Source organism: Pseudomonas meliae, from assembly GCF_001400515.1.
Classification (GTDB): domain Bacteria; phylum Pseudomonadota; class Gammaproteobacteria; order Pseudomonadales; family Pseudomonadaceae; genus Aquipseudomonas; species Aquipseudomonas amygdali.
This window is the reverse complement of the sequence record NZ_LJQT01000102.1, coordinates 1-986: the sequence shown is the minus strand read 5'-3', so window position 1 is coordinate 986 and position 986 is coordinate 1. Positions and strand designations below refer to the sequence as shown.

Genomic DNA, 986 nt, shown 5'->3' with positions numbered 1-986 from the left:
TTCAGACCTTCCCTAAGCTTTGGATAGCGGAATATTGAGCGGGGAGCGCATACCACCTGAAAACTCATCTCAAGAATCACATCCCAACGGCTTTGTTGGCGAGAAAAAATGAACAAGGTAGGATTGCCAGCACGATGCACCACTTAGGTGTACCTAAACGCTGTCACACTTCGAGATTTTCGACCAAGAAATCCTTGCAGAATCAAGGATTTAGAGATAGGTGGTGCCCCCACCAGCCACACCCCGGCACACAATGTTCCCGCTGTGGCTGCTTCCTTCCGGATCTGACCAGGTTCACGGGTAATCGTTGCGGGGGGACCGATGGGGTCACCATAACGACACTCACCAGTTGGCGAGCCGCGCCATTGTACCGGTCTGGCGTGAGTTTACAACCGTTGGTTCGGATAAAAATTTCGAGGGGGCTCAAGCACTTGTGTGCAGGGGCTGAAAGGCAAATGCGTGCCGGTCATCAGCGTTACAAATCCTCGAAACGGCCCCGTTCGATCCTGTACCCTGCCCGCCTCAACCATAATCAGCCAGCAGGTTGCTCATGCAGACTCGATTGGTCGACTACCACGACCTCAGCGCCTCTCAACGCCAACAGCTCGGATACCTCGAGGTGACGCAGGAGCAGGCACAGTTCTCCGGTGATATTTACACCGCGCTCAATACTCTGCTGGTCAACCCCAGCCCGAATGTTTGCGGCGTTGTGCTGCTGGGCGACGACAAGCCGGTGGGTTTTTTCCTGCTTAAGCGTGGCGACTGTCTGCCGCACTGGGCTCAGGAGGAGCTGGCTGCGACGCTGCATGCGTTGCAAATAGATCATCGCGAACAGGGCAAGGGGCTAGGCAAAGCGTGCTTGCAGGCGTTGCCTGCGGCGCTAAGCCTGAAGTGGCCAGACATCACGCATTTGATGCTCTCGGTAGATGCAGATAATAGCGCTGCTATCGGGCTTTATTCAGGTCAGGGCTGGGTGGACACCGGAG

Annotated in this window: 1 protein-coding gene and 1 other RNA gene; one reads left to right on the top strand and one right to left on the bottom strand. The window is 55.7% G+C overall.

Going from position 1 to position 986, the window contains the following annotated elements; genetic code table 11:
* Positions 1 to 227: 227 nt before the first annotated feature.
* An RNA gene (gene ffs, locus ALO64_RS23820) (signal recognition particle sRNA small type) lies at positions 228 to 324 on the bottom strand.
* Between the two features lie 226 nt (positions 325 to 550).
* Between ffs and ALO64_RS04715 the strand changes: the two genes are divergently transcribed.
* A partial coding sequence (locus ALO64_RS04715; protein ID WP_054991668.1) for a GNAT family N-acetyltransferase occupies positions 551 to 986 on the top strand: 436 nt, incomplete at its 3' end.